Annotated in this window: 25 protein-coding genes and 1 pseudogene; 8 read left to right on the forward strand and 18 right to left on the reverse strand. The window is 69.6% G+C overall.

The genetic code is table 11. The features are described from left to right. The first annotated feature begins 230 nt into the window (after positions 1 to 230). The 3 genes from HC028_RS10750 (at position 231) to HC028_RS10760 (ending at position 1693) form a co-directional block, all read left to right on the forward strand. Positions 231 to 902, forward strand: a complete 672-nt coding sequence (locus HC028_RS10750) for an HAD family hydrolase (protein ID WP_239075761.1) — start codon at positions 231 to 233, stop codon at positions 900 to 902. 131 nt (positions 903 to 1033) lie between these two features. Then, entirely contained in the window at positions 1034 to 1360 is a 327-nt protein-coding gene (locus HC028_RS10755) for a hypothetical protein (protein WP_168075988.1), read from the forward strand. A 63-nt stretch (positions 1361 to 1423) separates the two neighbouring features. Continuing rightward, positions 1424 to 1693, forward strand: coding sequence for a hypothetical protein (locus tag HC028_RS10760; RefSeq protein ID WP_168075990.1), 270 nt, complete (start codon positions 1424 to 1426; stop codon positions 1691 to 1693). Positions 1694 to 1800: 107 nt separating this feature from the next. Here the strand turns inward: HC028_RS10760 and HC028_RS10765 are convergent, their stop codons facing one another. From HC028_RS10765 to HC028_RS10810, 10 genes are all read right to left on the reverse strand, one after another. Continuing rightward, positions 1801 to 2190: a VOC family protein gene (locus HC028_RS10765; RefSeq protein ID WP_168075992.1), complete on the reverse strand. Its 390-nt coding sequence runs from the start codon at positions 2188 to 2190 to the stop codon at positions 1801 to 1803. After that, a complete protein-coding gene (locus HC028_RS10770; RefSeq protein WP_168075994.1) occupies positions 2172 to 2456 on the reverse strand; it encodes an ArsR/SmtB family transcription factor in 285 nt (94 codons plus the stop codon). Before HC028_RS10770 ends, HC028_RS10765 begins: the two co-directional genes overlap by 19 nt. 243 nt (positions 2457 to 2699) lie before the next feature. Next, entirely contained in the window at positions 2700 to 3161 is a 462-nt protein-coding gene (locus tag HC028_RS10775) for a hypothetical protein (RefSeq protein WP_168075996.1), read from the reverse strand. Between the two features lie 264 nt (positions 3162 to 3425). Continuing rightward, positions 3426 to 3866, reverse strand: coding sequence for a VOC family protein (locus HC028_RS10780; protein ID WP_168075998.1), 441 nt, complete (start codon positions 3864 to 3866; stop codon positions 3426 to 3428). An 89-nt stretch (positions 3867 to 3955) separates the two neighbouring features. Further along, on the reverse strand, positions 3956 to 5704 hold the full coding sequence (locus tag HC028_RS10785) for an L-lactate permease (protein ID WP_168076000.1): 1749 nt from the start codon (positions 5702 to 5704) through the stop codon (positions 3956 to 3958). Between the two features lie 93 nt (positions 5705 to 5797). Then, positions 5798 to 7177 carry a (Fe-S)-binding protein gene (locus tag HC028_RS10790; protein ID WP_168076002.1) on the reverse strand — a complete coding sequence of 460 codons (1380 nt, stop codon included), beginning with the start codon at positions 7175 to 7177 and terminating at the stop codon, positions 5798 to 5800. Between the two features lies 1 nt (position 7178). Then, positions 7179 to 8399, reverse strand: coding sequence for an FAD-binding oxidoreductase (locus HC028_RS10795; protein WP_168076004.1), 1221 nt, complete (start codon positions 8397 to 8399; stop codon positions 7179 to 7181). Continuing rightward, positions 8399 to 9874 carry an FAD-linked oxidase C-terminal domain-containing protein gene (locus HC028_RS10800; RefSeq protein WP_168076006.1) on the reverse strand — a complete coding sequence of 492 codons (1476 nt, stop codon included), beginning with the start codon at positions 9872 to 9874 and terminating at the stop codon, positions 8399 to 8401. The genes HC028_RS10795 and HC028_RS10800 overlap by 1 nt, the downstream gene beginning before the upstream one ends. 31 nt (positions 9875 to 9905) lie before the next feature. After that, the gene (gene aceB, locus HC028_RS10805) at positions 9906 to 11489 is read right to left on the reverse strand and encodes a malate synthase A (protein ID WP_168076008.1); all 1584 of its coding nucleotides are present in this window, start codon (positions 11487 to 11489) and stop codon (positions 9906 to 9908) included. 283 nt (positions 11490 to 11772) lie between these two features. After that, positions 11773 to 11928 (reverse strand): DUF6131 family protein, encoded by a 156-nt coding sequence (locus HC028_RS10810; RefSeq protein WP_168076010.1) that lies wholly within the window; start codon positions 11926 to 11928, stop codon positions 11773 to 11775. A gap of 200 nt (positions 11929 to 12128) precedes the next feature. On the opposite strand from HC028_RS10810, the gene HC028_RS10815 reads away from it, so the two are divergent. Continuing rightward, a complete protein-coding gene (locus HC028_RS10815) occupies positions 12129 to 13241 on the forward strand; it encodes an alpha/beta fold hydrolase (protein ID WP_168076012.1) in 1113 nt (370 codons plus the stop codon). Positions 13242 to 13267: 26 nt separating this feature from the next. On the opposite strand, the gene melC2 is transcribed toward HC028_RS10815, so the two are convergent. From melC2 to HC028_RS10835, 4 genes are all read right to left on the reverse strand, one after another. Next, the gene (gene melC2 / locus HC028_RS10820) at positions 13268 to 14095 is read right to left on the reverse strand and encodes a tyrosinase MelC2 (protein WP_168076014.1); all 828 of its coding nucleotides are present in this window, start codon (positions 14093 to 14095) and stop codon (positions 13268 to 13270) included. A 23-nt stretch (positions 14096 to 14118) separates the two neighbouring features. Further along, positions 14119 to 14508 carry a tyrosinase family oxidase copper chaperone gene (locus tag HC028_RS10825; RefSeq protein WP_203981104.1) on the reverse strand — a complete coding sequence of 130 codons (390 nt, stop codon included), beginning with the start codon at positions 14506 to 14508 and terminating at the stop codon, positions 14119 to 14121. A 485-nt stretch (positions 14509 to 14993) separates the two neighbouring features. After that, positions 14994 to 15668: a YdcF family protein gene (locus HC028_RS10830; protein WP_168076018.1), complete on the reverse strand. Its 675-nt coding sequence runs from the start codon at positions 15666 to 15668 to the stop codon at positions 14994 to 14996. Between the two features lie 42 nt (positions 15669 to 15710). Next, positions 15711 to 16580 (reverse strand): 1-aminocyclopropane-1-carboxylate deaminase/D-cysteine desulfhydrase, encoded by an 870-nt coding sequence (locus HC028_RS10835; RefSeq protein ID WP_239075209.1) that lies wholly within the window; start codon positions 16578 to 16580, stop codon positions 15711 to 15713. Between the two features lie 218 nt (positions 16581 to 16798). On the opposite strand from HC028_RS10835, the gene HC028_RS10840 reads away from it, so the two are divergent. Next, positions 16799 to 17482, forward strand: coding sequence for a peptidoglycan-binding protein (locus tag HC028_RS10840; protein ID WP_168076022.1), 684 nt, complete (start codon positions 16799 to 16801; stop codon positions 17480 to 17482). A gap of 9 nt (positions 17483 to 17491) precedes the next feature. Next, the gene (locus HC028_RS10845; protein ID WP_168076024.1) at positions 17492 to 19921 is read left to right on the forward strand and encodes a zinc metalloprotease; all 2430 of its coding nucleotides are present in this window, start codon (positions 17492 to 17494) and stop codon (positions 19919 to 19921) included. Positions 19922 to 19946: 25 nt separating this feature from the next. On the opposite strand, the gene HC028_RS10850 is transcribed toward HC028_RS10845, so the two are convergent. The 3 genes from HC028_RS10850 to HC028_RS10860 form a co-directional block, all read right to left on the reverse strand. Then, the gene (locus tag HC028_RS10850) at positions 19947 to 21308 is read right to left on the reverse strand and encodes a polysaccharide biosynthesis protein (protein WP_168076026.1); all 1362 of its coding nucleotides are present in this window, start codon (positions 21306 to 21308) and stop codon (positions 19947 to 19949) included. 206 nt (positions 21309 to 21514) lie between these two features. Then, on the reverse strand, positions 21515 to 22000 hold the full coding sequence (locus HC028_RS10855) for a hypothetical protein (RefSeq protein ID WP_168076028.1): 486 nt from the start codon (positions 21998 to 22000) through the stop codon (positions 21515 to 21517). 4 nt (positions 22001 to 22004) lie between these two features. Next, entirely contained in the window at positions 22005 to 22508 is a 504-nt protein-coding gene (locus HC028_RS10860; RefSeq protein WP_168076030.1) for a GNAT family N-acetyltransferase, read from the reverse strand. A 359-nt stretch (positions 22509 to 22867) separates the two neighbouring features. On the opposite strand from HC028_RS10860, the gene HC028_RS10865 reads away from it, so the two are divergent. Next, on the forward strand, positions 22868 to 23554 hold the full coding sequence (locus tag HC028_RS10865; RefSeq protein WP_168076032.1) for a hypothetical protein: 687 nt from the start codon (positions 22868 to 22870) through the stop codon (positions 23552 to 23554). Positions 23555 to 23630: 76 nt separating this feature from the next. Further along, positions 23631 to 24644, forward strand: coding sequence for a pirin family protein (locus HC028_RS10870; RefSeq protein ID WP_239075210.1), 1014 nt, complete (start codon positions 23631 to 23633; stop codon positions 24642 to 24644). Here the strand turns inward: HC028_RS10870 and HC028_RS10875 are convergent. Next, positions 24623 to 25951 (reverse strand): annotated as a pseudogene (locus tag HC028_RS10875) (MFS transporter); the annotation flags it as partial. The gene HC028_RS10870 and the pseudogene HC028_RS10875 overlap by 22 nt on opposite strands. Between the last annotated feature and the right edge of the window lie 187 nt (positions 25952 to 26138).

Here is a 26138-nt window from a genome sequence, read left to right on the forward strand (position 1 = left end):
ATCCACGAACGACAAACTACCGACGCGGTACGACAGTTTTCGAACACCTGTTCGGCGTCGCTTACCGTTGATACGCGGGGGTCGGGGACGTAAGGGTCGAAAGAGGACATGGCGAGATTCGGTTCGGGTGCCGGAGCGATGTGCTGACTACGCCCGGACGGCGGCAGATGAGTGCGGTTGGGAGTACCCTGGTCGGCTTATTCGACTGCCGGCGTTGTTACCGTGTTGGCATGCAGCGGCTGGCGCTGTTCGACTTGGACGACACGTTGATCGAGCGGAGCGAGGCGTTCGCTGCCTGGGCCGGCGAGTTCACCACAGCGCATGGGTTGGACGAGAAATGGACCAACTGGCTGATCCTCGCTGATGCGCACCGCTCGGGTCCGATGGACCGGTTCTTCGCCATGGTCCGAAAAGAGTTTGGTCTCGATGAGTCAGTCGATGCGTTGTGGCAGCAGTACCGCCGACGGATGCCGGAGTTGGCGTCATGCCGCCCCGAGGACCGTCGCGCACTCGCCGAGTTGCACAGGACCGGGTGGCGGATCGGGATCGTCACCAACGGGATGACTGACAACCAGCTCGGCAAGATCCGCAACACCGGCCTGGTCGATCTCGTCGATGCGTGGTGCATCTCCGACGAGGTTGGTATCCGCAAGCCCGATCCGCAGATCTTTCGACTCGCGGCTCAGCGGTGCGGCTTACCCATCGACGGCGGCGGCTGGATGACTGGTGACAGCCTGCCCTTGGACATCACCGGTGGCCACCGCGCCGGGCTCCGAACGATCTGGATCGCCGAACCTCGTATGGCTGCTGCGGAAGGGCCCGACTTCTTCGTCGGGCCCGCACCCGATTTCACCGTCGGCTCCGTCGCCCAAGCGGTCGCGATTCTCCTCGCAATCGAATGAAGACCGGTCGCCATGCCGACGTCCATAACGCGCTGCTCGCGGCAATAGCGGACGTTGTCGAGTAGGGCCGTGCGTTGGTGCCGCCGCGATAACACTTGGCCGACTGTCGAACAGCGTGGTACTGCTAACCGGTGCTGTTGCTCCAGCCAGTAATCCAAGTAGTCCCGCTCAACGGGTTCGCCCTGTGGCCGATCTCCACCGCCGGTGGTTGGCTGGCACTGTCGGAAGGTCTGAGTGCGGACCAGGTTGGGTCGGCCGTGGCGGCGATCGCCGCCTACAACCACCATCATCGGCACACCGACTGGCAGGCCGTCCAGGATCCGATGGAAACGGTGCGCCACCTCGTCAATATTGATCCAGAGGCAGGTGCTTTGGTCGTGGCCGGTGGCCTTCGGCTCACCGACGACATCGGTGGCGTGACTATCGACCCGGGCTGCTGCTGCGGGCTGGAAACCTAGCGCGAGTGGCTGGAGGTACCGGCAGGGGGACAACCATGGCTGGGGCATGATCCCGCCCCTTGGATGGAAAGACGCAGTGACGGCAGGATCCGCGTGTGGGCCGATGGCGGCATGGGCGGCAGCGGCTTGGCCGGAGCCGGCTACATCGACATCACCGCCACCGAGCTGCCGGCGCTCCTGCATCGAGCACACGCCGACCTGCTGGGGTTCCTGCGCGTACTCAAGGCTTGGGCGGATTCCCTCATACCGTTCTGCGCCGACGCGCTGGTCGACAGCCTTGATCGGCAGATCGCTATTACCGAGCAGGCCGGTCCAAACGTCTCCCCGCAATAGCCGCCGGCGGCCTTGCTCGTGATGGCCCAGGTCTCATGCGATCAGCGGCATGAGCGTGCACCGGCAGGTGTCGTCGATGAAGGTCCCCGCATCGCCGACGTCGGTGCTTAGGCCTCCGGTGCCGCAATTTGGATGAGGTTGCCGCACGTGTCGTCGAACACTGCGGTCATTGTGCCGCCCATGCTCAGCGGCTCCTGAGTGAAGATCACACCGAGCCCTTTCAACCGCTCGTACTCAGCGGGCACGTCCTTCACGCTGAACATCGTGAAGGGAATCCCGTCTGCTACGAGTGCTCTCTTGAACGTTGCCGCCGCCGGATGCTGGTCGGGCTCGAGGACGAGTTCCACACCGTCGGGGTCTTCCGGAGCCACCACGGTCAGCCACCGGAACTCTCCCAGCGGGATCTCGGTCTTCTTCACAAAGCCGAGCACGCCGGTATAGAAGGCCAATGCCTTGTCCTGGTCGTCGACCAAGATGCTCATGTGTCCGATGCGCATGGTCCTACCCTCCATCGCTGGTAGATCTGTTGAAGTGGGGACGCGTCGAGGTCGATAAATATGTACCTGCCCTCGCGGCGCACCACTACCAGCCCAGCGTCCTCCAGGACGGCGAGGTGCTGGGAGATGGCCTGCCGCGACGAGGTGAACCCTTTACCAATCAGGCGGGTGCACAGCTCGAACAGCGTCTGGCCACTGCGATCCTGCAACTCGTCGAGGATGGCGCGCCGGGTGGGATCCGCAAGTGCCTTGTACACGTCGCCCACCGCCGGAACGGTATGCAAGCAACTGCTTGCATGTCAAGGTTGCGGATGAGGTCATCCGTGTCTGGCTGAGGATTTGGCCCAACCGGCGCCCTCTTCCTGCGGCGCGGTCGGAGCATCCACATCTCGGCACGACATACCGCCGCGCCCGGCGGTCCAGCGCGCGGACAACGGCAGATGAGTGCGCGCCGTTGGGTCCTAGGGGACTTGGATAACCCGTCGGCCGCACTCCGATCCCGCAGAGCGTCACTGGAGCGGGCCGGTGCCATTCTCCCGGCGCAGTCGCCTCTCACGACGCACCACGAAGACCAAGCCTGTGACGATGACGGCGAGGCCGGTGAGCAGCAGGATCGGAACCGCGCCGCGCATCTCATCGTGGGTCTGCTGGTACACGCCGCCGGGTATGAAAACGACGGCGAACCCGACCGTCAGCACCGCGAAGGGCAATTCGAATCCGCGAAGCCTTGGCGGCGTCCAGATACGCGTGACCGCGAGGACAGACAGCACCAACATCCCGGCACCCATCAACGTCACGAGCCAGCCGTACCAGCCGAGCACCGCGGCCGCCAGGAAGACTGCACCGGTTCCCGCCGTGAGCGCTGCGTATCGGCGCTCACGGCCGCGCCATCTCTCCGGAACCCAGTAGCGTGTGATCGCGAGAATCGAGAGCACGAACATGAAGATCGCGAACACCCAGGCAGAGGACACGAATATAAGTTTATCGTTCTGTGGCCCAGTGTCCCCTGCTGGAACCGGGACTGGCCGCTCCTCGCAGCATCAGGTCGCAGCGCGGCAGCGTGCCGGCACCCGGCTCCGCCGGAGCCGTCGCCCGACACCGGGCAGCAAGCGCACTCATCTCGACATGATGGGACGCCACTGTGCAGAACGGCCACCCGGACGTCCGATACGGACAGTGACGAGCGTACTGGCAGCCGGCGCGCCTCGTCGCGGCGGATCCGGGCGTTGCGAGGCTCAGCCGATGCGCTCGGCCAGCGAGACGATGATCCCTTCCGGCCCCCGGACGTAGGCCATCCGCCAAGCACCCTCGTACTCGCCGATGCCACCGACAAGTCCGTAGCCCTCGCTAGCTGCCCAATCGACAGCGGCCTGCAAGTCGTTGACCTCGAAGGACACGTTGCGCAATCCCAGCTCGTTGGCCATGGCGGCCGGCGAGCCCGGCACGGAGTCGGGCCGCACGAAGCTTGCGAGCTCCAGGCGGGCGCCATGGTCCGGTGACTTCAGCATGACGATTTCGGTGCGGGAGTCGGGAATGCCGCAGACCGTCTCCAAGAACTCGCCCTCGACGAACGCCCTGCCCTCGACCTCCAGGCCGAGCGCCACGAAGAAGGCGGTCACGACATCGAGATCTGTAACCGTGATGCCGACGTGGTCGAAGCGTCGTACATGTGACATGGACCGTGCTCCCGTCGTATCGATGGCTCGGCTGCCGTCAGGGCGCGCCCGCCGTACTGAGCGCGCCCTGACCCGTACTTACCTCGGGCTTACTTCACGACCATCCAATCCAGGATCGGCGTGCTCTGCAGCGTCACGAGTACGCACATGAACAGCAGCAGTACCAGGCTCCAACCGACCACCTTGCGGAAGATCTCGCCCTCCCGGCCGGCCATGCCGACCGCGGCAGCCGCGATCGCCAGGTTCTGCGGGCTGATCATCTTGCCCAGGACGCCGCCGGAGGAGTTGGCGGCGGCCAGGAGGACCGGGTCGAGCCCGGCGCGGGTCGCCGTCTGTACCTGTAGCGCGCCGAACAGTGCGTTGGCCGATGTGTCCGATCCGGTCACCGCGACGCCGATCCAGCCGAGGATCGACGACAGGAAGACGAACGCGCCGCCGGTGCCGGCGAAGAACGCGCCGAGCGTGTTGGTCTGGCCGGACTGGTTGAGCACGTAAGCGAGGGCTAGCACGGCCATGACGGTCACGATCGCGTGCCGCAGGTCCACCCACGTCTTGGCGTACGCGCGGAGCGCCGCCCCCGGCCGTACGCCCAGGACGACGGCGGTGAGGATGCCGGCGATGATCATGAGGGTACCTGCCGCCGGTAGCCAGTTGAGCACGAACGTCATCGACGACTGCGGCTTGCCCGCGGCGGTGAGGACGTCGAGCCCGGGCCATTGGAACTTCACCGTCCACGGCTCCTTCGCGAGCGCGGTCTTCACCGCACCCAGGTTGGCGATGGAGAAGAGGGCGATGATGATGGCGTACGGCGCGTAGGCGCGGACGGCGTCGGCGCGGCTGTCCAGTGGACGGGCTTCCACACGCTCCACAGTGGAGGTGGACGTGCCGGGGCGGGTCGTCGTCGCGGAGACGGTGGTGTCCCCGTCGACCGTACCCGCGGCAGCGGCGGAACCGTCACCGACAGCGTCCTGGGAAGCGCGCAGGTCGGGCGACTCGGACGGGCGCCACACCCGCAGCAGTAGTACGACGGCGGCGGCGGACACCAGCGAGGCGACGATGTCGGTGAGCGGCACCGAGATGTAGTTTGCCGCGACGAACTGGGCGATTGCGAACGTGACGCCGGCCAGGACCGCCGCCGGCCAGGTCTGGCGAACGCCCCGCTTGCCGTCGACGACGGCGACCAGGACGAGCGGAACGATGATCGCGAGTACGGGCGTCTGGCGGCCGACCATCGCGCCCAGGTTGTCCAGCGTCAGCCCGGGGTGGTCGCTGGCGCCGTGGGTGACGGTCGCGAGCGTGGTGATCGGCGCCGCGAGGGCCCCGAACGCCACCGGAGCGGTGTTGGCGATGAGGGCGACCGACGCCGCGTGGACCGGGCGGAAGCCGAGCGCCATCAGCATGACGACGGTGATGGCCACCGGGGTGCCGAAGCCGGCCAGCGCTTCGAGCAGCGCGCCGAAGCAGAACGCGATGATGATGGCCTGAATGCGCAGGTCCGGGCTGACCCGCTCGAAGGAGCGGCGTAGGACGTCGAAGTGCCCGCTGGTCACCGTGAGGTTGTAGACCCAGATCGCGTTGATGACGATCCAGAGGATCGGGAAGAAGCCGAACGCGGCGCCTTCGCTGGCCGACAGCAATGCCTGCCCGAGTGGCATCGAGTAGACGATGACGGCGACGACGAGCGCGATCGCGAGTGAGATGAGCCCGGCCAGCCATGCCTTCATGCGGACCACGCCGAGCAGGATGAACAGCGCGATCAGCGACAGGGAAGCGAAGATGGCCGATAACGCGACGGATCCGGAGAACGGGTCAGTGATGATCTTGTATTGCTCAAGCATAGAGATCACCTCGGCGCTGAGGGGGGGGTGAGGGTGAGGGGGGGTGGGGGTGAGGAGGGGAAGGGGGTGCCGAAGGGGGTTACTTCAGGCGGATTACTTCAGGGTTTCGACGGGCAGCCCGCGGATCGAGGCGTCAAGCACCTGCGCGGTGTGGGCCAGACCGATGGTCCCGTTGAGCCGCTGGACAGACGCCGCCACCTGCATGAGGCATCCGGGGTTGGCTGTCACGAGCAGTTGCGCGCCGGTCGCCAGCACGTCGCGCGCCTTGCGATCGCCCAACTGTCGGGCGGGTTGCGGATTGAGTATGTTCCATACGCCTGCGGAGCCGCAACAGATCTCCGCGTCGGCGATCTCGCGTAGCTCCAGCTCCGGGATGTCCCGCAGCAACTGGCGCGGTTGCGCCCGTACGCCCTGGGCGTGCCCGAGGTGGCAGGCGTCGTGGTAGGCGACGGTCACCGGCAACGGGTGCCGGGGCGCGACCGGGCCAAGCTCGACGAGGATCTCGGACAGATCCCGCACCTTGGCGGTGAACGCCGTGGCTCGCTCGGCGTACGCCGGGTCGTCGGCGAGCAGCCGGTCGTACTCCTTCAGCGATGATCCGCACCCCGCCGCGTTGACGACGAAGTAGTCCATGCCGACGTCCTCGAACGTGTCGATGAGGGCGCGGGCGAACTTCTGCGCCTCGGCCTCCCGGCCGTTGTGGACGCTCAGCGCTCCGCAGCACCCCTGCGTACGCGGAATGACGACCTCGCAGCCTTCCGCGGCGAGGACCCGGGCGGTCGCCGCGTTCACGTCCGGGAAGAACGCGCTCTGTACGCAGCCCGTGAGCATGCCGACGACCGCTCGCCGGGTTCCCCGCGCGGGGATGCGCTCGGCCAACCGTTCGGGCCGGCGCAGCCGGGGCGCCAACGACTCCATCGTGGACAGCGTGGGCATCAGCTTCAGCAGCCCGGTACGCCCGACGAGGCGCTGCAAGCCACTGGCCTGATAGGCCCGCAGTGGCCCGCGGAGCAGGCGCAACCTCTTCGGGTACGGGAAGAGCGTGAAGATGGCCTCCCGCAGCGCCCGGTCCCGGGGCGATCGGGGGTGTCGCCGCTCGACCTGCTGGCGGGTGTCGGAGATGAGTTTGTCGTACTGGACACCGGACGGGCAGGCGGTGACGCACGCCATGCAGCCCAGGCAGCGGTCGAAGTGCTCGACCATGCTGTCGGTCATCGGTTCGCCGTCGAGGCCCTGCTTCATCAGGTAGACGCGCCCGCGTGGCGAGTCCATCTCCTCGCCCCACAGCACATACGTGGGGCAGGTGGGTAAGCAGAACCCACAGTGGACGCAGTCGTCGACGAGGTCGAGCCCGGGCGGGTGGTGCCCGTCGAAGGCGGGCTCGCCGGGGGTGCTGCCGACGAGGCCGAGGACGTCGCGCGGCGCGCTTGTGGGATGTGAGCCCGAGGGCGTGGAGACAGCGTCGTCGGGCATTTCAGATCCCTCCCACGAACCGACCGGGCGCGAACCGCGCGTCGGGATCGAACTGTTCCTTCACGCGCCGCATCAGGTGCAGCCCCTCGACCGGGCCCCACAGGTCCAGCTGTGGGCGTACGGCCGAAGGGGCGGTCAGGACCACGGCGTGGCCGCCCGCCCGGCCGGCGGCGGCGCGAAGGTCGGCAAGGACGGCGGCAACGACGTCGGGCGACGTGGTGCCGGGCAGCCCCGCGTAGAGCACTCCGGTGCCCGCCGAGCCGCGCACTGCGAGCGGAACGCCGTGCCGCTCCCGGGCTGCGAGCCCCGCGGCCAGCAACCCGGGTACGGCCGACAGCGCGGCCGTCAGCTTGAACCCGACGCCGCCCGGGCCCCAGGGGTACGTCGCCCACCAGTCCGGCGCGGTATCGGAGACGGCGGCGTCACCGCCGAACAGGAAACGCGTCGTCTCGACCCGCCCCCGCACACCTTCCGGTACACCTTCCACCAGGACGCAGACCTCGATCCCGCCGTCCGGGGCAGTGCTGACCTCGAGCGCGCTCGGTACGACCTGCGCGCCGAGCACCGCGGCGACGATCCGGCCGGCCTCGGCCACGCCCGCGACCCGCCGCGAGACGTACGCGTGCGCGGCGGGCAGCGGGTGTAGCCGGAAGACGCACTCGGTGACCAGCCCGAGGGTGCCGTACGAGCCGGTGATGAGCTTGCCCAGGTCGTACCCTGCGACGTTCTTGACGACCTTGCCCCCGGCGTGGGCGACCACGCCGTCTCCGCGTACCATGGTGACGCCGATGAGCAGGTCGCGTACGGTGCCGTACAGCATGCGGCGCGGCCCGCTCATGTTCACCGCGACCGTGCCGCCGACGGTCGAGCTGAGGATCGGCGCGTCGAGCGCCAGCTGCTGCCCGGCCGGAGCGAGCTTCTCGCCCAGCTCGGACAGGGGCGTGCCGGCGCGGACGACCGTGATGAGGTCGCCGGCGGCGTGGTCGACCACTCCGGTCAGCCGGCCGGTGTCGATGATCAGGTCCAGCTTCCGGGGCGGTGCGGCCCAGTCCTGCTTCGTGCCGGCACCGCGCACGACGATGGCGAGGTTCTTTTCGGCGGCGGCCCGCACGATCGCCGCGGCCTCCTCGGTGGTGGCGGGGGCAGCGACGTAGCGCGCCGGCACCCCCGCGATGGCGTCCTGGTCGGTGGCGGGGATGAGACCTTCAAAGGGGACAGACATCAGAAGACCTCCGCCACGCCGGCCTCCTGCAGCGGGTGTACGCCCTTGTGCCGGCCCGGCACCTCCCCGCACAGCCGTGGAGTCGGGAAGACCTTGCCGGGGTTGGACAGTCCGCGCGGGTCGAACGCGCACCGGACGAGCTGCATCGTGTCCAGGTCGTCGGCGGAGAACATGCGCGGCATGTACTTGGCCTTGTCCATGCCGACGCCGTGCTCACCGGTGATCGATCCGCCGTACTCGATGCACAGGTCGAGGATCGCGCCGGAGACCTCCTCGGCTCGCTCGGCCTGACCGTCGATCGCGTCGTCGAAGAGGACGAGCGGGTGCAGGTTGCCGTCACCGGCGTGGAAGACGTTGGCAACGCGCACCCCGCGCTCGGCGGCGATCTCCCCGATGCGGCGCAGCACCTCGGGCAGCGCGGTGCGCGGGATGACCCCGTCCTGCACGATGTAGTCCGGGCTGATGCGCCCCACCGCGGCGAACGCCGATTTGCGGCCCTTCCAGAACAGCGCCCGCTCGGCGTCGTCGCGCGCGATGCGGATCTCGAACGCGCCGTTGTCCCGGCAAAACCGTTCGACGTGTACGAACTGGGCCTCGACCTCGGCGGCCGGCCCGTCGAGCTCGACGATGAGCACCGCACCCGCGCCCGCCGGGTAGCCGCAGTGCACGGCCGCCTCGGCCGCCTCGATCGCGAGGGCGTCCATCATCTCCATCGCAGCGGGCACGACGCCCGCGCCGATGATGGCCGACGTGGCGGCGCCCGCGGCGTCGGTGGTCGGGAACGCCGCGAGCAGGGTGCGTACGGACTCGGGCAGCCGTACCAGGCGTACGGTCACCTCGGTGGCGATGCCGAGCGTGCCCTCGGAGCCGACGAACGCGCCGAGCAGGTCGTAGCCGGGGGCGTCCGGGGCGCGCCCGCCGAGGCGTACCAGGTCCCCGTCGGGCGTGACGATCTGTACGCCGGTGACGTGGTTGGTCGTGAACCCGTACTTGAGGCAGTGCGCGCCGCCGGAGTTCTCCGCCACGTTGCCGCCGATGGAGCAGATCTGCTGGCTCGACGGGTCCGGCGCGTAGTAGTACCCGCTGGGCGTCGCCGCCCGGGTCACCTGCAGGTTGATGACGCCCGGCTCGACGACGGCCCGCTCGTCGGCCGGCGCGATCTCCAGAATGCGGCGCATCTGTGAGGTCACGATGAGGACCCCGTCGGCGTGCGGCAGGGCACCGCCGGACAGGCCGGTGCCCGAACCGCGGGCCACGAACGGCACGCCCGCGTCCACGCACGCCTTCACGACGTCGGCGCACTCGGCCGCCGTGTGCGGAAAGGCGACGAGCGCCGGGATGACCTTGTAGTGGGCCAGCCCGTCGCACTCGTACGTGCGTAGCTCCTGCCGGTCGCTGATGACCCTTTCGTTACCCAGTACCGTGCGCAGTCGCGTGGCGAGGGCGTCGATGTCGGTCGTCGCAGCCGTTGTCATGGCCAGCTCCCTGAGCGTTAGGGCGTGAGCGTTAGGGCATGCGTTCGTACGCGGGCAGCGTGAGGAAGTCGGCGAAGTCGTCGGCGACCGCCACCTCCATGAACAGCGCCCGCGCCTCGTCGTACCCGCTCGGGTCGTCGCCCAGCTTGGCGATCTCCTCGGCGGTGATCCGGTCGATCAGCTCGCGGGTGACCTTCTCGCGGGAGTCGGCGAGCGTCACGTCGTTGTGCAGCCACTGCCACACCTGCGACCGCGAGATCTCGGCCGTCGCGGCGTCCTCCATCAGGTTGAAGATGGCCACCGCGCCGGAGCCGCGCAGCCAGGCGGCAAGGTACTGGATGCCGACGCTGACGGCGTTGCGCAGCCCGGTCTCGGTCATCTCGCCCGGGGTGTCCTTGACGTCGAGCAGTTGCGCGGCCGTTACCGAGATCTCGTCGCGGGTCTTGTCGCGCTGGTTGGGCGCCTCGCCCAGCACGCCGTCGAAGACCTCGCGGCAGATCGGCACCAGGTCGGGGTGGGCGACCCAGGAGCCGTCGAACCCGTCGTTCGCCTCGCGGGTCTTGTCGGCACGGACCTTCTCCAGCGCCGCCTCGTTCACTTCCGGGTCCCGGCGGTTGGGGATGAACGCCGCCATGCCGCCGATCGCGTGGGCGCCGCGCTTGTGGCAGGTACGCACCAGTAGTTCGGTGTACGCCCGCATGAACGGCGCCGTCATCGTCACCGAGTTGCGGTCGGGGAGCAGGAAGTCCTTGCCGCGGGTACGGAACTTCTTGATGGCGCTGAAGATGTAGTCCCAGCGGCCGGCGTTGAGGCCCGCCGAGTGCTCGCGCAGCTCGTACAGGATCTCTTCCATCTCGAACGCCGCCGGGTACGTCTCGACGAGCACAGTGGCCCGGATCGTGCCGCCCGGGATGCCCAGCCGCTCCTGCGCCAGTACGAAGACGTCGTTCCACAGTCGAGCCTCGAGGTGGCTCTCCATCTTGGGCAGGTAGAAGTACGGCCCACTGCCGCGCTCAAGCTGCAGTTTGGCGCAGTGGAAGAAGTAGAGGCCGAAGTCGACCAGGCTGCCGGACATGCGCTCGCCGTCGACCAGGATGTGCTTCTCGGTCAGGTGCCAGCCGCGGGGGCGGACCACGATGGTGGCCAGCTCGCCGTCCTTGAGCGCGTAGCGCTTGCCTTCGGGGGAGGTGAAGGACAGCTTGCGCTCGATCGCGTCGCGCAGGTTGAGCTGGCCCGCAATGACGTTCTCCCACAGCGGGGTGTTGGCGTCCTCGTGGTCGGCCAGCCACACCTTGGCGCCCGAGTTCAGTGCGTTGATCGCCATCTTGGCGTCGGTCGGGCCGGTGATCTCGACCCGGCGGTCCTCCAGGCCGGGCGCCGGGTCGGCGACCCGCCAGTCGCCCTCGCGGATGTGCCGGGTCTCCTCCAGGAAGTCGAGCGTGCCTCCGGCCGCGAGTTCCGCCTCCCGCTCCGTGCGCTTTGCCAGCAGGTCCCGGCGACGGGCGTCGAAGGTGCGGTGCAGCTCGGCAAGGAAAGTCAGTGCCTCCGGGGTGAGCACCTCGTGGAAGCGCTCCCGCATGGGCCCGGTGACCTCAACGCCAGCTGGGTTAGTCATGACACGCTCCTGGGATGGATTTTCCGCTTTCTGACACACTCTCGCCTGGCGGCGAGGCTAGGCGAAAGGGGGCGGCGGTAGAAGATCGAAGTTGATCGCCGTGCGGTGAGCGGTCGATTAGTAGCGCCGGGCGTCACGGAGGGCTGCGGACACGCGCGGACCCCGCCGCGGTGGTCGACGACTCGTCCGCGGCGGGGTCCGCACGGTGCGACGGCACGGTGTGACGGCACGGTGTGACGGCGCCTGACGCGTACCCGTCCGTGCCGCCGTAAACCGCGGTGGTCTACCAGTAATGACGCCTGCCGGCAACGGGCCGGCCGAGAGAGCCCATGACGAACAGGGCCGCTCCGACCACGAGCAGGATGATGCCGATCGTCCACAAGATCGAGACCTTGAGGATCAGGCCGAGGAGAAGGAGAATCGCTCCGAGGATCAACATCGGTCGCTCCGCTCTCGAGTGGGATGGTCCGAGCTGTCGTTCGGATAACGCGCACGCGTACGCGTGCTGTACAGCCGTACGCCGACTGTCGATCCAGTCGATATCTACGGTGGTCTGGCCGGCAGGCGCGTACAAGCGAAATCAGGGAGAACGTTCCGGCTACGGAAGAACCGACAAACAGGGCCGAGTAGCTTGGTTCCATGACCGAGGCGCGAACGGGCGGTCCGGTGACGACGGGCACGGACGTCCCGACGTCCACCGGTGCGTCCACCCGGCGACCAGGTACCGTGCGGCGCTGGTCTCGCCGGATCGCCCTCGGTGTCGCCGTGCTCTTCCTTGCCGGCACGGTCGCCTCGTGGGCGTACAACGCGGCGACCGACCGCCGGGAGAGCCCGCCGCCCGGGCTGCGGTACGTGCAGACCGGCGACATTCGCACCCGTTACGTGCAGTGGGGAACGGCGGGTAGTCCGGTCGTGCTGGTGCACGGGGCCTTCGAGTCCGCCGATACCTGGGAGCCGACCGCGCGACTGTTGGCGTCCGGGCACCGCGTGTACGCCCTGGACCTGGCCGGGTTCGGCTACACCCAACGAGACGGCCACTACGGCCGCGACTACCAGGCGCGCCAACTGCTCGCCTTCCTCGCCGCACTCGAATCGGGGCGACTCGGGCTGGACCGACCCGGAACTGACCGACCCGGAACTGACCGACCCGGAACTGACCGACCCGGATCTGACCGGCCGCTGCTGGTCGGCCACTCCAGCGGCGCGGCGATCGTGGCCGAAGCGACCCTGCGGGCGCCCGAGCGGGTCGGCGCGCTCATGCTGCTCGACGGCGACGCCCTCGCAACCGGCGCCGGTGCGCGCTCACCGGTCCGTCACCTGTTCATCGACCCGTACCGGACGACCCTGCTGCGGGCGGCGCTGCGCTCAGACGCGATCATCCGCGATGTGTACCAGCAACAGTGCGGCCCGGCCTGCCCGCGCTTGACGGCGCAGGGTGTAGCGGTGTGGCGGCGGCCGTTCCAGGTGGCCGGCGGCGAGCAGTCCGTGTGGGCGATGCTCGATCAGGGCGTACCGGGCATCGAGCCGGACCGGCTCGCCCGGCTGGCCCGGCTGCCGCTTCCGAAGGCGGTGGTCTTCGGAGCCGAGGACACCGTCTTCGACGCCGGGACCCCGCAACAGACCGCCGCCCGCATCGGTGCCCCGGCTCCGGCGGTCGTCCCCGGCGCGCACCACCTCATCATGATCGGTGCCCCGGACGCCGTCGCCGGGGCCGTCGGCGCGCTCGCTGCCCGCATGTCACCGCCCGGATGACACGACCGCGTTACGCGTGCCTGTCTTTACGCGTACTCGTAGAACGTCCGGTGATCCAGCAGGTCGCGGGGGGTCACGTCGCCCCATGGCCGCATCCTGTCGTCGAGGCTGACGACCTGTGGCGTGCCACCGGCGGTGCTGGCCGGCAGGTACCCCTGGTCGGGGTGCGCCGCCTGCCAGTCTGCCCAGAGCTTGTCGACGAAACAGTGGTGCAGCCAGAAGACCGGATCGTTGGGGGAGACGCCGGAGGCCATGTGCCCGCCGATCCACGCGTGTACCCGGTTGTGGATGTTCGGTCCCTGCCAACCCTCCAGCTGGTTGCGGAATCCGCTTGAGCCGCTGTTCCAGGGCGGGGCGTCGTACGGCGTGATGGCGAGTACCTGGCGCACCTCGGCCGCGGTGGGCAGCGACTGCCCGCTGGCGCCGAGGTTGCGGCACAGGTACTGGCGGCTGTCGACGCGGACCGTCAGCGTCCAGTTCCCGGTCTGGTACGCGAACGGCCCCGTCGTCACCTGCTGGTCGGAGCGGCGACCGTTACCGCCGAGGAAGTCCGGCGCCCACAGCGACGATGTCGGGCTGCGGTCGGTCGTCCAGTCCCAGTACGGCAGGTTCACGCTTGGATCGATGCTCTGCAGCGCGCGTTCGAATTCGAGGAGGAACTGGCGGTGCCACGGACCGAACGACGGGCTGCGGTGCGCGACGCGTGGCCCGCTGTCCTGGTCGCTGAGGATGAAGTTGTTGTGGGTGCGTACGAAATCGTCGTACCCTCCGCGCCGCTTGAGTGCGATCACGGCGTTGACGAACGCGCGCTTCTCGCTCGCGGAGAGCCTGATCTGGTTTTTGCGGGTGCCCATCGATGGTGACCTTCCGGGATGCGTCAGCCGTGGTGGTGCACGGGGGAGAGGGTCGCGGTACCCAGGCTGTCGACCGCCGCCCGCGCGACCTCACGCAGCGAGCGGAACGACTGGTAATGATTGACGACGCTGGTGTACGTGCCGTCCGCGTTCGTCATGACGTGCAGCGCCCTGCCGTCGATGAGTACCTGTGGTTCGATGGGTACCTGCAGCGCGACGGGTACGTGAGCTCCCGTTTGGGCGACAGAGAATTTCGCGTCCAGGGGCGTGCCCGCGCTGCCGGAGATGCGCCGGCCCTGATAGACCTCGTCGAAGTGCTCGGCCGTGACGCCCGTTTCGGCGGTGTCGCCCGCCGCCCGCGACCCGTGGGTTGTCAACTGCTGGGCCGTAACGGCGGCCGCGGTGCTGCCCATGATGCCTACCGCGGCGATTCGCAACGCGGTGCGCCTGCTTATTCGCCCGCCAAGACCGATTTCTGGCATGCCGAATGGGGCCCTTTCATGGCTAGGGGGTGCGCCAACAATTCTCGGTTTCGCTGCTGTTGGTTTCGCTGCTCGCGGTTTCATTACCGGCGGGTGGTGAAGTGAGGTGAATCGATGGTTGCCTCAAGCTCGTGAAGCTTCCCGCATGCGCGCTCAACAACCGCCATCCCCGACGGGATCAGTGGTCATAAATATTCTTACGCTCGATGTCGGATGACACCAAGCGATTAATTGGCATGTATGAATGTCTTGGTGAGGATCATCGCTGGCCGATGTAGTCAGGCGTCAATGGGCGACGTGCTTCTTCATTCGTCTCCGTAGAGTAGCCGCGATGAGCCGTGTTTGCAGGATGAGAAAGCCATCGCGGAAAAATGCGCAGGAGGGAGTTCGATCGCGCTGCTGTCGCAGGCGGACGTTCACCGGGTCAGCCGGCCCGTGTACCCCGCCGCTACCAGTCGGCCGTACGCCGCGCGTACCGGAGCCGGCATCTCCTGCGGGACCGCGTACCCGCGCTCGGCGTACAGGTCGATGCGCTGCGTGTCGCCCACGATCATGTCGATGACCCGTTTCGCGTCGCCGATGCCTTCGACGTAGGCGTCCAGCGACAGTCGCCGCGCCGCGCACACGACCTCGACCTCAGGCCACAGCTTCTTGCAGGTCGCGTACGCACGTCGCTGCTGGTACGGCCGGCACATGATCAGGACCGAGCGCGGCCGGATGTGGTGGGCGGCCAGTACCTCACGCGCGAACGCGATGTTCTGCATCGTGTTGGTGGCCCGGGGTTCGAGCAGGACCGACCCGGCCGGAACCCCGTTCGCGATGGCGTACTCCCGGTAGTGAACGGCCTCTCCCCGCGGAAAGCGGTGAACGGTCGCCGGCGTCCTGCCTCCGGTGAAGACGACGCATGGGAAGAGTCGGCGCCGGAACAGGTCCACCGCCACGACCGCCACCCCGAGGTCGCGGCCACCGAGCCCGATCCCCGCGTCGCATGGCCGCAGATCGTGTCTCAGGTCGTGGTACTCCCACAGGGTTTCCGCGTCTGCGCGAACGCGTTCCGGGACGCGCGCGTCGGGCGCTGCCGGATCGGGCACCGTCGGGCGATACCCGCGAGGAGCACGGCGAACCGGTGACCGTCAAGCCGTGATGACCGCGACGACCGTGGTGCCGGGCTCGAAGGCGCCGGCCTCGGCGAGCGCGACGATTCCGTACATCATCTTCGCCACGTAGATCCGGTCCAGTGGCGTCCCGTGCCGGTCGGCCCAGTCGGCGACGAAGGCGTCCAACTCGCCGGTCCGCTTCGCGTACCCGCCGAAGTGAAAGCCGTACTCGATGTGCCAGTTCTTCGAGGGCGACCCGAACGCACGTCGCTGCAGTTCCTCGACCTCGCCGGCGAGGAACTCCCCACCCTTCAGGACCGAGAATCCGATCGCGCGCCGGTGCGCGGGCAGCCCGCCGGCGATCCCGGCGAGGGTGCCGCCGGTGCCGACGGGTACGCAGATGACGTCGTACGGCTCGGCGAGCTCGGCCGGGACTTCGGCACAGCCCCGCACCGCCAACTCGTTGCTGCCGCCCTCCGGAAGCAGGTAGAACTCGCCGAACTCCCGGCGTAGCCGGTCGACCACCTCCGGGGTGTGCTTGCGGCGGTAGGTGGAGCGGTCCAGGTACGTCAACCGCATCCCGCGGCTCACCGCGTACTCCAGGGTGAGGTTGAGGGGTGTGTGCTCTTCTCCTCGGATGACCCCGATCGTGTCGAAGCCGAAGTGGAACCCGGCCGCCGCGGTGGCCCGGATGTGGTTCGAGTAGGCGCCGCCGAAGGTCAGCAGCCTTGGGTGTCCCTGTTCAGCCGCTCGTACGAGGTTGTACTTCAGCTTGCGCCACTTGTTGCCCGGAAGGTCCGGGTGGATCAGGTCATCGCGCTTGAGCAGCAGTCGCACGCCCCGCCGGTCCAGCCGGTCGTCGGGCACCCCGACGAGCGGAGACGGCAGCCGGAGGTGGACGGGCACGCGCGCCACCATCGCACATCGGTCGATGGCGATCGTCACAAGCGCTGTTTGGCGCGCTGCTCCGTGGGGACTTATCTCCATGGATCGCTGGCCGCATGGTGACGGGCTCGTAGGACGGCGGGTGTCGACGCCGCGAGACCCGGAGCCCGGCCCGTACCGAACCGTGACTGAGCACGCAGTGACTAGGCACGATCCTTCGTGCCGGGATGGAGCGAGAGATGAGTGAGCACGAACCCACGCCGCTTTCTCCGGACGAGATCGCCGCGGAGGCGGCCACGCCGCTGCCGCCCAAGGAGGTCATGTCGATTCTCGACCTGAACGCCGACCTCGACCTGGCGCTGCACGCCGCGGCCCCCATCGACCTCGCGGTGGCGGCCAACGCCAACGTGGCCGCGCCGATCAACGCGGCCGTGGGCGCCAACGTGCTGTCCCTGGATTCCAAGGTCGGTTCGCTGGCCGACCAGGCGGTGAGCATCAACCAGGGCATCTCCGGTGATGCGATCGCGCACGCGCCGCAGGACAGCACGATCGACCAGGCCCAGCCAGCCGCAGACCAGCCAGGTGCGGCCGCGCCGGCCGACCCGGCTGCGGCGCCGGCGCCCGCCGCACCGGCCGCCGGCGTCGGCGCGGTACCGACCGACCCCGCGCAGATGCTCGACGGCGACCTGCTCAACGTCAACGTCAACGCCGCCCTCGACGCCAAGCTCGCGGCGCCGATCAACGGGGCGGTCGCTGCGAACGCCAACGTCGCGGCCCCGATCGACGCGTCCGTCGGCGCCAACGTCGCGTCGATCGGCTCGGAAGCCACCTCGGTGGCCAACCAGACCGCCATCATCGACCAGCACCTGGACGGCGTCACCGCGGAGGCGACCGCCGACCAGAAGTCGAGCATCACCCAGTAACGCCGGCCGATGAGCGCGCTTCCCGCATCCGCGGCCCAACCCGACGCTGCCGGCGGACACGCTGCCGGCGGACACGCTGCCGGCGGACACGCTGCTGGCGAACGCCCGGCCGCGCACGGTGACATCGTGCCCGTCCGGGCCCGCGGCGTCGAGTTGCTGGGCGAGCAGCCCGGTACGGGGTACCGACAGGCGCAGGCGCTGGTACGGCGCGCCGACGGGCAGACCATCCAGCTGACCCGGCTGCTGTACCTGACCCTCGAGGCGATTGACGGGAAGCGTGACCTCGCGGCGATCGCAGAGGTCGTCGGCGCCAAGACCGGGCGCCTGGTCAGCGCGGACGACGTACGCCTGCTGATCGAGTCCAAGCTGCGCCCGCTCGGCGTGCTCCGCTCGGCCAACGGCGACGAGCCGTCGGTCCGGCCGGTGAACCCGCTACTGGCGCTGCGCCTACGGTACGTGGTCTCCGACCCGCGGGTGACGCGCCGCGTCACCGGGCCGTTCGCCGCGTTGTTCCGGGCGCCGATCGTGGTGCCGGTCGTCGCAGCGTTCTTCGCCGTCGCGGGCTGGGCGCTGTTCGCCAAGGGGCTGGCGTCGGCGACCCGGCAGGCGTTCGACCAGCCCGGCCTGCTACTGCTCGTGTTCGCCGTGGCGCTGCTGTCCGCCGGTTTCCACGAGTTCGGCCACGCCGCGGCGTGCCGGTACGGCGGCGCCACGCCGGGAGCGATGGGCGTCGGCCTCTACCTGGTCTGGCCCGCCTTCTATACCGACGTCAGCGACAGCTACCGGCTGGGGCGCGGCGGTCGGGTCCGGGTCGACCTCGGCGGCCTGTACTTCAACGCCATCTTCGCCGTCGGCATGTTCGCCATCTGGGCCGTCACCGGCTGGGACGCGATCCTGCTGATCATCGCGGCGCAGGTGCTCCAGATGCTGCGCCAACTGGCGCCGTTCGTGCGCTTCGACGGGTACCACATCCTCGCCGACCTCACCGGCGTGCCTGACCTCTACGGCCGGATCAAGCCGACCCTGCTCGGCCTTCTGCCCACCCGTTGGGGCTCGCCTGAGTCCAAGGTGCTCAAGCCGTGGGCGCGGATCGTCGTGACGCTTTGGGTCCTGATCGTCGTGCCGCTGCTGCTCGCGAGCACCGTCCTGATGGTGGTGTCACTGCCGCGGGTCGCCGCGACCGCCTGGGCGAGCCTGGGCCGCCAGTGGCGGAGCCTGGGGGTCACCCTCGACCAGGGTGACATCGCGGGAGTCGGGGTCCGGCTGCTGTCGGTACTCGCGATCGTGCTGCCGCTGGCCGGGATGTGCTTCATGGCGTGGCAACTGGGCCGGAGCCTGACCGGGAAGGTCGTACGGGCCACCGAGGGCCGGCCAGCGCGCCGGGCGCTCGCCATCGTGCTCGCCGTCGCGGCGGTCGCGCTGCTCGTCGGGGTGTGGTGGCCCACCGGGGACAGGTACAGGCCGATCCGGGCGGATGAGCGCGGAACGGTGTTCGACGCGCTCCCCGCCGCCAACCAGGCGCCGCTGGGTCTGCGGAGTGCTGGCCTGCGCGACGGCCAGATCGGTACGGCCGGGACCAGCGTCTGGGCCGCCACGTCTCAACCGCCGACCCGCGATCATCCGCGACTGGCGCTGGTACTGGTACCGCGCGCGGCGAACGCCGCCGGCCAGGCGGCCTCCCCCGCCTGGGTGTTCCCGTTCAATCCGCCCAAGGCGCCCGGCGCCGGCGACAATCAGGCCCTCGCCGCCAACACCAGGGACGGCGCGACCCTGTACGACGTTGCGTTCGCGCTGGTATGGGTCACCGACGGCAGCGCGCTGAACCGCAACGAGGCGTACGCGCTGGCCAGCTGCCGGGGCTGCCGGACGGTGGCGATCGCGTTCCAGGTCGTCCTCGTTGTCGGGCAGGCCAACGTGGCGGTTCCGCAGAACATCTCGGCGGCGGTCAACTACTCCTGCGTCGCGTGCGTGACGTTCGCGCTCGCCCAGCAGTTGGTGCTGACGATCCCGCACCCGCTCAGCGCCGACGCCCTGGCCAGGCTGACCGCGTTGTGGGACGAGATTCAGGCGTACGCGGCGAACATCGAGAACGTCCCGCTCGCGCGGATCCAGAGTGACCTGCGCAGGTACGAGGCGGCCATCCTGGCGATCGTCCGCGCTGATCTGGGCCTGAGCCCATCGGGTAGCGCCGCCCCGTCAGCCGGACCGTCAGCCGGACCGTCGGCCGGACCGTCGGCCGGACCGTCGGCCGGACCATCGGCCGGACCATCGGCCGGCTCGTCCAGCGGCGCGTCGCCAGCCGAGCCGGGTGCGACTCCAACGGCGCCGGGGAACTCGTCGACGGCGCCGCAGCCAGCGCCGACGCCGGCGTCACCCGTACCGTCGGGCTCCCCAACCGCCTCCACGGGCGCCAGCGCGACGACCGCTCCGGCGGGCTAGGTGGGTTCCGGCACGACATTCGCGATCATCCCTGGTTCGCCGTCATCACCGCGCGCGGGGCATGGACGGTCGCGGCCGGAGTCCGGATGGCGTAGCGGCGGACCACGTCATCGATCCGCCGGTGCTCGGCGCACATCGTCGCGCGGTGATCCGCGGTGAGCCGGGCGATCCGGTCGAGTACGGCCGGCGAGGTCGCCCGTACCGTCCCCACGAGGAGTTCCCAGCCGATCTCGGCGAGCACCCGCCGGGCCTGCCGGTCGGCGCCGACCTGGCACCACCGTTCCAACTCGGGCAGCCGGTCGACGACGTCGGGCGCCGTACAGGCGACCATCGAGGCGCTGTCGACACCGGCGACGCCGGCGTCCTCCACCCGATGTGCCTCGATGGCATTGAGTAGCGGGCTGACGTCACCGGACAGCGTCGGGTCGTACAGGCCGGGGTACGGCGACTGCTCGTACCCCGGCTCGTACCCGGCCAGATAGATCGGGGTGACCCGGCTCGACGCGATGACCCCGAGCGCCAGGTCGAGCAGGTTGACCGGCCAGCCGAGGTCGCGGATCGCGTACAGCCGGAAGACGTCGTCGGCGGGCGCCAGGGCGGCGGCGAGCAGGAGTTGGGCCGACTCGAGCGCCGACTGGACATAGAAGACCGTGTCGGGGGAGTGCAGCCGTACCACCTCCCCGTCGTCACACCAGCGGCGCAGGCGGTCGACAACGATGGAGTTGTCGACGACGTGCGTGAACCGGGCTCCAGAGCAGGCCATGTGGCCATGCCGGGCGACATCGGCCAGCATCCACTCGCCTACCCGTTTGGAGGCGGTGTATACGCATCGGGAGTACGGCCGCAGCGCTTTACCGGTCGAGGCGTACACGAAGCGGCGCGTACCGGTGCGCGCCGCGGCCCAGGCCACCTTCGCGGTACCCAGCACGTTGGTCTCGATACTGCGGCTCGCCTGCTGTTCAGCGAGGCCGGGGTCGCGCTGAGCGGCAAGGTGGAAGACGATGTCCGGCCGGTACCGCGCGAAGAAGCCCTCGACCGCGCCCGATGAGCGTACGTCGACCTGGACGTACTCGACCCCGGGCACCGGCCATCGCGGTGGTGCGATGTCGGCGCTGATCACGCGGGCCGCGCAGAGCCGCCTGATCTGTCGGAGCAGGACGGTGCCGATGCAGCCGTTGCCGCCGGTGACGACGATGGCGCGACCGCGCAGTTCGCCCGCCACCCGAGGCTCGGGGAGGGGCACGGCGCGGCGGCTGACCGACAGGAACCGTTGAAGCTCCGCGCCACCGTCGGCCCGCGCCGCGAGCAGCTCGCCGGTCAGCGCGGCCAGGCGCCGGTGCGTCGACTGGTCGACCGAATCCTGGCCGGGCGGTACGATCGAGCGCATTTCAGCCAGTACCTCCGGGGTGCCGCGCGGATAGTACCCGTGTCCATGGTCCACATCGGACACTAGGCTCGCCGGCGCCTCGGGAACGGGAGCAGTATCGCCTACGGTCACGCGAACGCCCATGCCCGGAACAGAAGTCGTACCGACTGGTACGCCGGGTGTGTTCTCCCCCGACGTTGGAGCTAGTACCGGTGGGTTAGCCCGGGTCAGGGCATCTCCATCGTCTCCGCCCGCGCGATCTCCGCGAACGCGGCGTTCAGGTAACCGTCGAGTCCCTGCTCCGACACCGTGAGCAGGTCGGCGACCAGCAGCGGAGCGTGCACGGCGGTGTCCATCGGGCGCAGTGGCCGGGCCTGGCCGTCGGCGTCCTGGCGGAAAGGCTCGTGAAAGCCGAGCGCACCCACCAACAGCGCGGCCAGGACGTCCGGGTCGACCTGGGGGAGCCAGCCGGCCGTGGCGCGAACGCACCGCTCGAGCACGGCCTGTACGTCGTCGCCCGCCAGCCCGTCGGGGTGTACGTCCTCGAGTAACGACCGCACGACGGCGCCCAGCACCATCCCGACCTGCTCCGGGTTCAGCGCCGCCAGCCGGGTGGCCGACTCCTGGAACTCGGCGCGGTCACCGGCCTGGGCGGCCGCGACGGCGTCGGTGACGCAGGCGGCGATGGAGCGCGCGGGCTCGGGCAGTCTCATGGTGTCATGCTCCCTTCACGGGCAGCATGCGGTCGGGAAGTACGAGGCGCATCGCAGGGTCGCGGGTGCGCTCGAAACCGAGGGAGCGGTAGAGCGGCTCGCCCTCCGCCGAGGCCCGCAGGTCCACCCTGGTGACGCCGCGCCGCTGGAACCAGTCGAGCAACGCCTGCATGCACGCTCGCGAGTATCCCCGCCGCCGGTGCTGCGGGTCGGTCGCCACGCTGAACACGTAGCCCGTGTCACCGGCCGGGTTGTCGGGGCTCGGCAGCCGGCGTTCGATGACGCCCACCACGGCCGAGGCCAGGGCCCCCGGCTGGTGCGGCGCGTCCACGACGAAGGCGACCAGCGACCCCGCCGGCTCGGCCAGTCGCGTACGCAGTGACCGGAGCGCCGCCTCCTGCCACGGACCGGCGGCCGGCTCTGTCCCGTCGAGGGACGCGAGCATGACGGCTCGCAGCCGGACCAGTTCGGGGGCGTCTTCGACGGTTGCCTCGCGTACCTGGATCACTCGGGCACGATAGCGGTGACGCCTCGCCTGCGGCCAGTGACAGCCCTCACCCGCCGCCGACCCGGCGGCCACCCGTTCGCGCCCGCTCCTCACCACGGATGCCGCACGGTCGGCAGCGGCCCCGATCCCTTATTTCACAACGGTTCCGCTGTTTGGCGGGGCCGTCGACGGAGAGGGCTGCCGGGCGAGATCGCCGTGCCGCGCCAAGTTCCCGCACGGCGGTCCCGACGCCAGGTGCCACCGTCGCGCCCCTCTCGCACGCCACACGGCACGCCACGCGGCACGCGCCAATGGCGTGTGCCCCGTCCCGTCGAGCGCTATCACCGTCCAGCCCGCAACGGTAGATATGGGGAGAAGTAATGACAGATACCCAAGCGCGGCACCAGAAGTTGCCCGTGCTGTCGGAAACCGGGTTCGTCGTGCTACGCGCTTTCCGGGAGCGCCTGGACCCGGCCGAGTGGGAGAGCCTCACGTACCTGGACTGGAAGTCGGGCGGGGACAGCAACTTCGCGGTCCTCGCCTCCGCCACCGGAGAAGACGACCCCCGTGGGTTCTGGGAGCACGGCAAGCCGGACAAGGACGGGATCTGGACGTCGAACGCGCTGCGCGCCCCCACCCTGCGCAGATGGGTGACGTCGGTCGGCGCCCGGTTCGGTCGGGTACGCATCATCAAGCTCCAACCGTCCACAAGCGAAGCCGAGGTCACCGCGCAGCACCTGCACCTTGACGACAACAACCGGTTGAACCCCGACGGCGCGGGCTGGGTCGTCCGGGCCTGGCTCAACCTCACCGACGACCCCGACAGCTACATGATCCTGCGCGAGGACAAGGACGATCCGGCCACCGAGCATCGCATCCCGATGCCGGCCGGCGCCCAGTTCGTCGTGGACACCGAGCGGCTCTGGCACGCGGCCTACCACACGGGCAAGGCCCCGCGGTACGCGATGATCACCAGTTTCGAGTCCGGCCCCGCGCTGCAGGCGTGGATCGACGCCAACGCCGTGGATCGCAGATCGGCGAGCCCGCGCAGCGCCGCCCTCGGCTGACAACGCCGGTGCCCTTCCAGCGCGAAATCGTGCTGGAAGGGCACCGGCGTATTCGCACGGTCGTACAGTCGACGGCATGACTGAACCATCGGCCGTCGCGGTCACCGGTGAGCCGGCGAGCGTCCTGCTGCCCGGCCACGACGTACCGCTCGGCCGGTACACGACGGTTCGTCGACTGCTGCCGCAGCGGGCGCTGCGCATGGTCGGCGCGTGGTGCTTCGTCGACCATTTCGGCCCGGACGACGTGACGGGACGGCCGGGCATGCAGATCGCGCCGCACCCGCACACCGGCCTGCAGACCGTCAGCTGGCTGGTCGAGGGGGAGATCCTGCATCGCGACAGCCTCGGCAGCCTGCAGACGATCGTGCCCGGTCAGGTGAACCTGATGACGGCTGGCCGGGGCATCGCGCACTCCGAGGAGTCGCCTGCCGCGCACCCTCCGGTCATGCACGGGCTGCAACTGTGGATAGCCCTGCCCGACGAAGCGCGCAACGCGCCGCCGCGCTTTGAACACCACGCGGCCGTGCCCGTCCGGTACGACGGCGCAGTGAAGATCACCGTCGTCGTGGGTAGCCTCGACGGGGCGCGCTCACCCGCTCAGGTGCACTCGCCGCTGGTCGGGGCCGAGATCCTGCTGCCGGCGGGCGCCGTCACGCGGCTGCCGCTCGATCCCGCCTTCGAGTACGCGGTGCTCGCCATGACCGGCGGCGCCGAGGTCGCGGGCGCCGCCGGGGTCACCGGCGCTCCGCTGACGCCCGGATCGCTGCTGTACCTGGGAGACGGCCGGTCCGACGTGGTCCTGCAGGCGGCGGTGGACACGCGCCTGTTCCTCCTGGGTGGCGAGCCGTTCGCCGAGCCGCTCGTCATGTGGTGGAACTTCGTCGGCCGTACGCACGACGAGATCGTCGAGGCGCGCCAGGACTGGCAGGCGGGACGCCGGTTCGGCACGGTCGTGGGCTACGCCGGCGACCCGCTCCCGGCGCCGGAGATGCCGACGACGCGGCTCAAGTCGCGCGACCGGCACGGCCGGACCGCGACGAACACGCCCAGGAGCGCCAGCGCCGCGGCGATCGTGAACCCGGACAGGTAGGCGGCCGTGGGCGACGACGTGACCCAGGCGGCGAACAGGGTGCCGCCGACCGCGAGCATGGTGGTGGAGAACAGCGAGTCGGCCAGTTGCAGGGCCGAGCTGTTGGTGCCCTGCTCCGCCGGCGTGGACAGCTGCAGTGTCAGCGCCGACATCGTGGGGTAGGACAGTCCCATGCCGAAGCCGGCGAAGGTCCAGCCCGCGACGCAGATCCCGACCGGGACCTCCGGGGCCACGCACGCCGCGGCGGTCGCGACGCCGAGGACGATCGTGCACAGGCCGATCCGAAGCCTGCGGGCAGGGGGGAGCCGCTGGCCCCAGCGCCCCTGGTACCAGGAGCCGAGAAACCACGACACGCCGCTGATGGTCAGCGTCAGCCCGGCCGTCGCGGGCGAGAAGCCGCGCTCCCGCGACAGCAGCAGCGGAAGAAAGACGTCAGCCTGGATGAAGGCCGCCCCGGCGAGGCCACGCAGCAGCACGACGCTGGGCAGGCCCGGTCGCGCCGAGAACGTGCCGCGCGGCAGCAGGCGCGGCGCGAACACGACCAGGCCGACGAGGGCGGCGGCGATCAGTACGGGCGCGGCCGCGCCGCGCTGCTGACCGCCGACGTGCAGCAGGCACATGCTCGCGGCGGCGCCGAGCGCCCATCCCGTACGGGCCAGCTGCCCGCGGGCGCCGCCAGGCCTCGGCGTGGCGCTGGGAGAAGGCAGCCGCCGCAGCCCCGACCGTACGAGCAGCGCGGCCGGAACGGTGAGCAGCACCATGCCGAGAAACACCCAGCGCCAACCGGCCTGCTCGACGATAAGGCCGGCCAGTGCCGGGCCGGCGATCGACGGCACCACCCACGCCCCGGCGAACGCCGAGAACACTCGGGGGTGCAGGTGCGACGGGTACGCGCGACCGACGACCACATAGAGCGCCACCGTGATCAGACCGCCGCCGAACCCCTGGGTGGCCCGGCCGGCGACGAGCAGCCACATGTCGGGTGCCGAACCGGCGAGGAGCAGGCCGGCGCAGAATGTGGACACCCCGGTCCACATCGGTGCGGCGGGGCCCTTCGCGTCGCTCCACCCACCGGAGATGACCATCGCCACCACCCCGGCCGCGAGCGTCCCCCCGAATGCCAGCGCGTACAGCGGAAGCCCGTGCAGCGCGCGTGCCACGGTCGGCATGGCGGTCGTCACGGCGACGGCCTCGAACGCGACCAGCGAGACCAGCGCGACCATGCCGACGGTGAGGCCCCGGTACGGCGGCGCGAGTGGCCTGTTCGTCACGTTTTTCTCTTTCGATCGTCGGAAGGTATCGATCATGCAAGTTCAACGTGACTTGAGGTCAACCGGTCCGCGGTGAGTAGGCTGACGCGGCGTGATTCATCGGGCATGCGAGCGTCGCTGTGCCGTCTTCGGGTCGCGGCCGTGCGCCGGACGCCGATAAAGTACCGAGAGCTACAAGATCGCCGTTACACACCATCCGTCCGCCAGGTGACTCGAGCTGTGG

It is taken from the genome of Planosporangium flavigriseum (assembly GCF_011947225.1).
In the GTDB taxonomy this organism is placed as follows: Bacteria; Actinomycetota; Actinomycetes; order Mycobacteriales; family Micromonosporaceae; genus Planosporangium; species Planosporangium flavigriseum.